The sequence below is a fragment of the Streptomyces sp. WELS2 genome (genome assembly GCF_013870595.1).
In the GTDB taxonomy this organism is placed as follows: Bacteria; Actinomycetota; Actinomycetes; order Streptomycetales; family Streptomycetaceae; genus Streptomyces.
Genome location: NZ_JACBWZ010000264.1, coordinates 1 through 7,545, shown reverse-complemented (window position 1 = coordinate 7,545; position 7,545 = coordinate 1). Strand labels below are relative to the sequence as shown.

Here is a 7,545-nt window from a genome sequence, read left to right as displayed (position 1 = left end):
GAGCTACGACAGCGCCCGGCGCGCGGTGTCCACGCAGGCCGCCGCGCCCGGTGTCGAGCCGGACGCGCTGCCCGCGGAGATCGTCAAGACCCGCGCGAGCGCGCCGATCGTGCTCGCCTACCACGACATCAACCCCGAGCCCACCAACGACTACACCCTCACCCCGCAGCAGCTGGACACCCAGCTCGCCAAGCTGGAGGCGGCGGGCTACCGCTCGCTGACCACCAAGGAGTTCACCCGCTACCTGACCACGGGCACGACACCGGCGCCGCACACCGTCTACCTCACCTTCGACGACGGCACCCGGGGCCTGTGGGCGCACGCCGACCAGGTCCTCGCCAAGCACAAGATGCGCGCGGCGTCCTTCCTGATCACCGGCGCGGTCGACACCCACCGCCCGTACTACCTGTCGTGGGCCGAGGTCGACCGGATGAAGGCCTCCGGGCGCTGGGACTTCCAGGACCACACGCACCTCAGCCACGAGCGGGCGGCGATCGACGCCGCCGGACACCAGGGGTCGGTGCTCGCCAACCGGCTCTGGCTGGCGAAGGAGAAGCGGCTGGAGACCGAGGAGGAGTACCGCGTCCGGGTACGCACCGACCTGGACAAGTCGCTGCGGGCGTTCGCCGGCCACCGCCTGCCGGCGCCCCGGCTGTTCGCCTACCCGTTCTCGGAGACGGCCGGGCCGACCAACCTCGTCGCCCGCAACACGTCCGTGCTGGAACGGCTGCTGCGGGAGCGGTTCACCGCCTCGCTGACCAACGTCTCCTCGCGCCCCCTGCCGGCCGGGCCGCGCGCGGCCGCGGCGCGGCAGGTGCAGCGCCTGGAGGTGATGCGGACGACGTCCACCGACACCTTCGTGAAGCGCCTGAACGAGTGGGTCTCCCGCTCGCCCGCCGAGATTCCCGAGCCGTTGCGCAACCCCGAGCAGTGGCGGTTCCCGGGCAGCCCGTCGGGCACCGGCCTGGCGGCGCTGACCGGCAAGGGGGTGGCGAACGGCACGTACGTCTCGGCCGTGCACCTGCCGATGGGTACGGCGGACTGGAGCACCTACCAGGTGAGCGCCACCGTCGCCGGGCTCCGCGGGACCGAGACCAGCGCGTCGGTGGAGGTCGGGCACGGCAGCCTGGTGCCCGTCACGGTCACCGTGTCGGAGACCGGGTGGCGGGTGACCGAGCGGCCGGCCGACGGCACGGAACACGTCACGACCGGCAAGGTCACCCCTGCGGCGCAGCACCGGCTGAACCTGGAGGTCTCCCCCGGCGGTGTCCGCGTCACCGTGGACGGCGGTCACGCGCTGGTGGCCCGCGCCACGAAGGAACTCGACCCGGCCCGTACCAGCGGGGGCGTGTCGCTGGCGGTACGCAACGAGACGGGCGAGCCGGTGTGGCCCCGCTTCACCGCGCTGCACGTCAAGCCCTGACACCTTGCCGGTTTCCGGAAGGCCGCCCCTCTCGGTGGGCGGCCTTTTCCGTACGTGCGCGCGGCGGAGTTCTCCCTTGCCGTCGGCAGGGAGCGCGCCCGCACCACCGACCCCGGGGCCCGCCCATGTGAGCCCGTTGGAACCAGCCTGCCCTGGAGGGCTGGTTCTGGACAGACGATTCGAAAACAACCCACCCGCCACCGAGGGACACCCGAAGGCCAGCCGGTAGCCCGTACGCCGACCGGCCGGTCAACCGGTCCCGCACCTCCGTGACAGACGGCCGCCGGACGCCGAACCGGCCCATCGGCGCAGCCGACGCGGAACGCGCCCTCGACCCACCTCGCGGAAGCACGACACTCGCAGAGAAGCGGGCGGCCCCACGGCAACCTCTCGGCAACCTCTCCACACCCCGGAAACGCCCGAGGGCGGCACCCCGGCCCAAAGCCAGGAGTACCGCCCTCGTTCGCAGGACAGGCGATCAACCCAGAGGTCGATCAGAAGTCCATGTCACCGCCCGGCATGCCGCCGCCGGCCGGGGCCGCGGCCTTCTCCGGCTTGTCGGCGATGACGGCCTCGGTGGTGAGGAACAGCGCGGCGATCGACGCGGCGTTCTGCAGCGCGGAACGCGTCACCTTCGCCGGGTCGATGATGCCCTCGGCGACCAGGTCGACGTACTCGCCGGTCGCGGCGTTCAGGCCGTGGCCCGGGGTCAGGTTGCGCACCTTCTCCACCACGACACCGCCCTCGAGGCCGGCGTTCACGGCGATCTGCTTCAGCGGGGCCTCCAGGGCGATGCGCACGGCGTTGGCGCCGGTCGCCTCGTCACCCTCCAGCTCCAGCTTCTCGAAGACCTGGGAGGCCTGCAGCAGGGCCACGCCACCACCGGCGACGATGCCCTCCTCGACGGCCGCCTTCGCGTTGCGGACGGCGTCCTCGATGCGGTGCTTGCGCTCCTTGAGCTCCACCTCGGTGGCGGCACCGGCCTTGATGACGGCCACGCCGCCCGCGAGCTTGGCCAGGCGCTCCTGCAGCTTCTCGCGGTCGTAGTCGGAGTCGCTGTTCTCGATCTCGGCGCGGATCTGGTTGACCCGGCCGTTGACCTGCTCGGAGGAGCCGGCACCGTCGACGATGGTGGTCTCGTCCTTGGTGATGACGACCTTGCGGGCGCGGCCCAGGAGGTCCAGGGTCGCGTTCTCCAGCTTGAGGCCGACCTCCTCGGAGATGACCTCGCCGCCCGTGAGGATGGCGATGTCGCCGAGCATGGCCTTGCGGCGGTCACCGAAGCCCGGGGCCTTGACGGCGACGGACTTGAAGGTGCCGCGGATCTTGTTGACGACCAGGGTCGACAGGGCCTCGCCCTCGACGTCCTCGGCGATGATCAGCAGCGGCTTGCCCGACTGCATGACCTTCTCCAGCAGCGGGAGCAGGTCCTTGACCGCGGAGATCTTGGAGTTGGCGATGAGGATGTACGGGTCCTCGAGAACCGCCTCCATGCGCTCCATGTCGGTCGCGAAGTAGGCGGAGATGTAGCCCTTGTCGAAGCGCATGCCCTCGGTGAGCTCGAGCTCCAGACCGAAGGTGTTGGACTCCTCGACGGTGATGACGCCTTCCTTGCCGACCTTGTCCATGGCCTCGGCGATCAGCTCGCCGATCTGGGTGTCGGCGGCGGAGATGGACGCGGTGGAGGCGATCTGCTCCTTGGTCTCGACGTCCTTCGCCTGCTCCAGCAGGGCGGCGGAGACGGCCTCGACGGCCTTCTCGATACCGCGCTTCAGGGCCATCGGGTTGGCACCGGCGGCGACGTTGCGCAGGCCTTCCTTGACCAGGGCCTGGGCGAGCACGGTCGCGGTGGTCGTACCGTCACCGGCGACGTCGTCCGTCTTCTTGGCGACTTCCTTGACCAGCTCGGCGCCGATCTTCTCGTACGGGTCCTCGAGCTCGATCTCCTTGGCGATGGAGACACCATCGTTGGTGATCGTGGGCGCGCCCCACTTCTTCTCGAGGACGACGTTGCGGCCCTTGGGGCCGAGCGTCACCTTCACGGCGTCCGCGAGCTGGTTCATGCCGCGCTCGAGGCCGCGCCGCGCCTCCTCGTCGAACGCGATGATCTTGGCCATGTGAAGTGGTCCCTCCAGGACTGGGGGTGATTCCTTCGGACCGCGCCCGCGCCCGCGACGGACGGCTCGCCGGCCTCGTGGTTCCTTGCCCCACCCGGCCCGCGGGCCTCACCGACCCGGTCCTTCACTGTCACTCTCACCTTCAGAGTGCTAACGCAATGATTAGCACTCGGCATGGTCGAGTGCAAGCGCCCGGCCGGGTGGGACGCTGCCCGTCAGCCGCCCGCGAACGCCGGAACCGGGACCCGGCGGCGGGTACGGCGAAGGGCCCGCACCCTCTGCGAGGTGCGGGCCCTTCACACGAAACATTCAGGCGGTGACGCGAACCATGTCGGCCTGCGGACCCTTCTGGCCCTGCGAGATCTCGAACTCGACCCGCTGGCCCTCTTCCAGGGTGCGGTAGCCGTCCATCTGAATCGCGCTGTAGTGGACGAAGACGTCCGCACCACCGTCGACCGCGATGAAGCCGTACCCCTTCTCCGCGTTGAACCACTTGACGGTGCCCTGAGCCATGCCTAACTCCCCTATTACTGGCCCTTGCACAGATCCACACTTCGCGGACCCGGGTCAGACCTCACCCCCCAACTGGTCGGGGGCGTGCGCCGGAACGCGTCGACCGCGGCCGAATGTATCTGTCCAACTGCCGTCTGCAACAGGTCAATCGGACGAGAATTCTGGACGCCGGAGGTCCGGAATATGGCGAGAATTCACCCGACTTCAGGGCAAGTCGGGCCCCATAAAAGCCACAAAAGCCACGCGGAACCCGCACAACTTGGCTGTTTCTCATCGGGTGCGCGGCATGATTCCAGGGCTCGCGACCACCCGGCCGCGACCGTGTTCCCCAACTCTACCGCGTTCAATCACGCAGAATTGCCCCCTCCGTTTCTCTCACGGAGGGGGCAATCGAGTGGACGGTCGGTGACGGACCCTGCCGTCGGGGCGTGGTCAGCCGCCGGCGACCGCGGGGATGATCGAGATGCCGGCGCCGTCGGGGGTCGCCGTGTCCAGGCCCTGCTCGAAGCGCACGTCGTCGTCGTTGACGTACACGTTGACGAACCGGCGCAGCCTGCCCTGGTCGTCCAGGACACGGGCGGCGATCCCGGTGTGGTTCTTCTCCAGGTCCGCGATGACCTCGCCGAGCGTGCCGCCCTCGGCCGGGACCTCGGCCCGGCCGCCGGTGTAGGTGCGCAGGATGGTGGGGATGCGAACGGTCACGCTCATGCGAGGCCAGCCTCTCGGAAGGAGTCCAGGGTGGGGCGGATGGTGGCGGTCAGGCCGGTCCCGGCCACCGCGTCCAGGGTCTTCAGGCCGTCGCCGGTGTTGAGGACGACCGTGGTCTTCGCCGGGTCCAGCAGGCCCTCCTTCAGCAGCTTGCGGGTCACGCCGACGGTCACGCCGCCCGCCGTCTCCGCGAAGATGCCCTCGGTGCGCGCCAGCAGCCGGATGGCGTCGACGATCTCCGGGTCCGTGACGTCCTCCACGGCACCGCCGGTGCGGCGGGCCACGTCCAGGACGTAGGGGCCGTCGGCCGGGTTGCCGATCGCCAGGGACTTGGCGATGGTGTCCGGCTTCTGCGGCCGTACGACGTCGTGGCCGGCCTTGAAGGCGGTGGAGACCGGGGAGCAGCCCTCGGCCTGGGCGCCGAAGATCTTGTACGGCTTGTCCTCGACCAGGCCCAGCTTGATCAGCTCCTGGAGCCCCTTGTCGATCTTCGTGAGCTGGGAGCCGGAGGCGATCGGGATCACGATCTGGTCGGGCAGCCGCCAGCCGAGCTGTTCGCAGATCTCGTACGCCAGCGTCTTGGAGCCCTCGGCGTAGTACGGCCGCAGGTTGACGTTGACGAAGCCCCAGCCCTCGCCGGCCGGGTCGCCGATCAGCTCGGAGCAGAAGCGGTTCACGTCGTCGTAGTTGCCCTCGATGCCGACGAGTTCACCGCCGTAGACCGCGGCCATGACGACCTTGCCCTGCTCCAGGTCGTGCGGGATGAACACGCAGGAGCGGAAGCCGGCCCGGGCGGCGGCGGCGCCGACGGCGCCGGCGAGGTTGCCGGTGGAGGAGCAGGACAGGGTGGTGAAGCCGAAGGCGCGGGCGGCCTCAAGGGCCTGGGCGACGACCCGGTCCTTGAAGGAGTGGGTCGGGTTGCCGGAGTCGTCCTTGACGTACAGGCCGCCGGTCACGCCCAGTTCGCGGGCGAGGTTGTCGGCCTTGACGAGCTTGGTCCAGCCGGGGTTGAGATTGGGCTTGCCGGCGACGTCGGCCGGGACCGGCAGCAGCGGGGCGTAGCGCCAGATGCTGGCGGGGCCGGCCTCGATGCGCCGGCGCAGTTCCTCGGTGTCGTAGGCGGAGAAGTCGTAGGAGATCTCCAGCGGGCCGAAGCACTCCTCGCAGGCGAAGACGGGTCCGAGGGGCACCCGGTGGCCGCATTCGCGACAGCTGAGGGCCGATGCGGGACCGAGGTCAACGGTGGAGTCGCTGGAGGTTGCAACTGTCTGCACAGCCATGTGAGGCGAGGCCCTTTCTCCTCATCTTCCTCACGACGCATCTCGCCGTGAGACGGATTTGGCACCTTCCCTAGCCGGGAGCCTCGCTTGGAAGAAGACGAGAATCGGCTGGAGGGTTGCCGGGGCTTCATCGGGCCGTGTCCCTCTGCCCCTCTGGATGAGCTGTATGTGGTTGTCAACGCCGCTTGACCCCCCGACATGCGATGGTCATCGGCGTTGTTCAAGACTGTAACCGAAGGCCAGGACAGTTGAGATAGTCGTCCGAACCGCGAGATGCATCACACGGTGACGTGTGGTGGTGACAGTGAGGAGCCGCCGACCGTGCTGGAAGAAGTCGAGCGCTGGCTGAGCCGCCGCTCCTGGTCCGTGGCCGACCGCCCGCCGCACCGGGTGCTGGCCGCCAAGCAGCGCACGGGCCAGACGATCAGCGTCGTACTGCCCGCTCTCAACGAGGAGGAGACGGTCGGCGACATCGTCACCGTCATCCGCCACGACCTCGTGGAGCAGATCCCGCTCGTCGACGAGATCGTGGTCGTCGACTCCGGCTCCACCGACCGCACCTCCGAGGTCGCCGCGCGGGCCGGCGCCCGGGTCGTCCACCGCGACGCGATCCTGCCCCGCATCCCGGCCGTCCCCGGCAAGGGCGAGGTGCTGTGGCGCTCGCTGCTGGTGACCGGCGGGGACATCGTCTGCTTCGTCGACGCGGACCTGCGGGAGTTCTCCTCCGACTTCGTGCTCGGCATCGTCGGGCCGCTGCTCACCGACCCGGACGTGGACCTGGTCAAGGCGATGTACGACCGTCCGCTGGCGGGCTCCGCCGGGCAGGGCGGGCGGGTCACCGAGCTGATGGCCCGGCCGCTGCTGAACATGCACTGGCCCCAGCTGGCCGGTTTCGTGCAACCGCTGGGCGGCGAGTACGCGGCCCGCCGCTCGCTGCTGGAGCAGCTGCCGTTCCCGGTGGGCTACGGCGTGGAGCTGGGCATGCTGGTGGACGCGCTGCACCTGGTCGGCCTGGACGCGCTGGCCCAGGTCGACGTGGGGGTGCGCAAGCACCGCCACCAGGACGGCCAGGCGCTCGGCCGGATGGCCGCCGCGATCTACCGCACGGCCCAGCTGCGGCTGGCCCGGGGCCATCTGGTGCGGCCCGCGCTGACCCAGTTCGAGCGGGGCGAGGACGGCTTCGAGCCGCGTACCTACTCGGTGGACACCGAGGAGCGTCCGCCCATGGTGGAGATCGCGGAGTACGCGGAGCGGAAGGTGGCGTGAACGGTCCGTATCCGGACTGCTTCGCAGGTGGATCGCACGTTTGAGGGTTTCCGGGCCGGGCTAGGTTGAGGCGTATGGCTTCCACGCGCACTGCTGTCGGCAAAGCTCGGGTACTGGTCGCTTCCAACCGCGGCCCGGTCTCCTATCAGGTACGCGAGGACGGCTCGCTCGACGCCCGGCGGGGCGGCGGCGGGCTGGTCTCGGGACTGTCCGCCATCGGGCCGGACGCGGACTCGGT

At 69.8% G+C, this 7,545-nt stretch carries 6 protein-coding genes, 1 pseudogene and 1 riboswitch; of the genes and pseudogenes, 3 read left to right on the top strand and 4 right to left on the bottom strand.

Annotated features, from left to right (window positions below):
- Positions 1 to 1,423 (top strand): polysaccharide deacetylase family protein (locus H5J33_RS17125; RefSeq protein ID WP_220212442.1); only part of this gene is annotated, 1,423 nt, incomplete at its 5' end.
- Between the two features lie 494 nt (positions 1,424 to 1,917).
- Here the strand turns inward: H5J33_RS17125 and groL are convergent.
- The 4 genes from groL to thrC form a co-directional block, all read right to left on the bottom strand.
- Positions 1,918 to 3,540, bottom strand: coding sequence for a chaperonin GroEL (gene groL / locus H5J33_RS17120; protein ID WP_030779546.1), 1,623 nt, complete (start codon positions 3,538 to 3,540; stop codon positions 1,918 to 1,920).
- A 309-nt stretch (positions 3,541 to 3,849) separates the two neighbouring features.
- Entirely contained in the window at positions 3,850 to 4,053 is a 204-nt protein-coding gene (locus tag H5J33_RS17115) for a cold-shock protein (RefSeq protein WP_004986573.1), read from the bottom strand.
- A 432-nt stretch (positions 4,054 to 4,485) separates the two neighbouring features.
- Positions 4,486 to 4,761 carry a MoaD/ThiS family protein gene (locus H5J33_RS17110; protein ID WP_181795790.1) on the bottom strand — a complete coding sequence of 92 codons (276 nt, stop codon included), beginning with the start codon at positions 4,759 to 4,761 and terminating at the stop codon, positions 4,486 to 4,488.
- Complete coding sequence (gene thrC / locus H5J33_RS17105) at positions 4,758 to 6,041, bottom strand: threonine synthase (protein WP_181795788.1); 1,284 nt, start codon at positions 6,039 to 6,041, stop codon at positions 4,758 to 4,760. The genes H5J33_RS17110 and thrC overlap by 4 nt, the downstream gene beginning before the upstream one ends.
- Before the next feature lie 18 nt (positions 6,042 to 6,059).
- Positions 6,060 to 6,205, bottom strand: a riboswitch (SAM riboswitch).
- A gap of 157 nt (positions 6,206 to 6,362) precedes the next feature.
- Between thrC and H5J33_RS17100 the strand changes: the two genes are divergently transcribed.
- A complete protein-coding gene (locus H5J33_RS17100; protein ID WP_181795786.1) occupies positions 6,363 to 7,307 on the top strand; it encodes a glucosyl-3-phosphoglycerate synthase in 945 nt (314 codons plus the stop codon).
- 74 nt (positions 7,308 to 7,381) lie between these two features.
- Positions 7,382 to 7,545: pseudogene (locus H5J33_RS37525) on the top strand (trehalose-6-phosphate synthase); the annotation flags it as partial.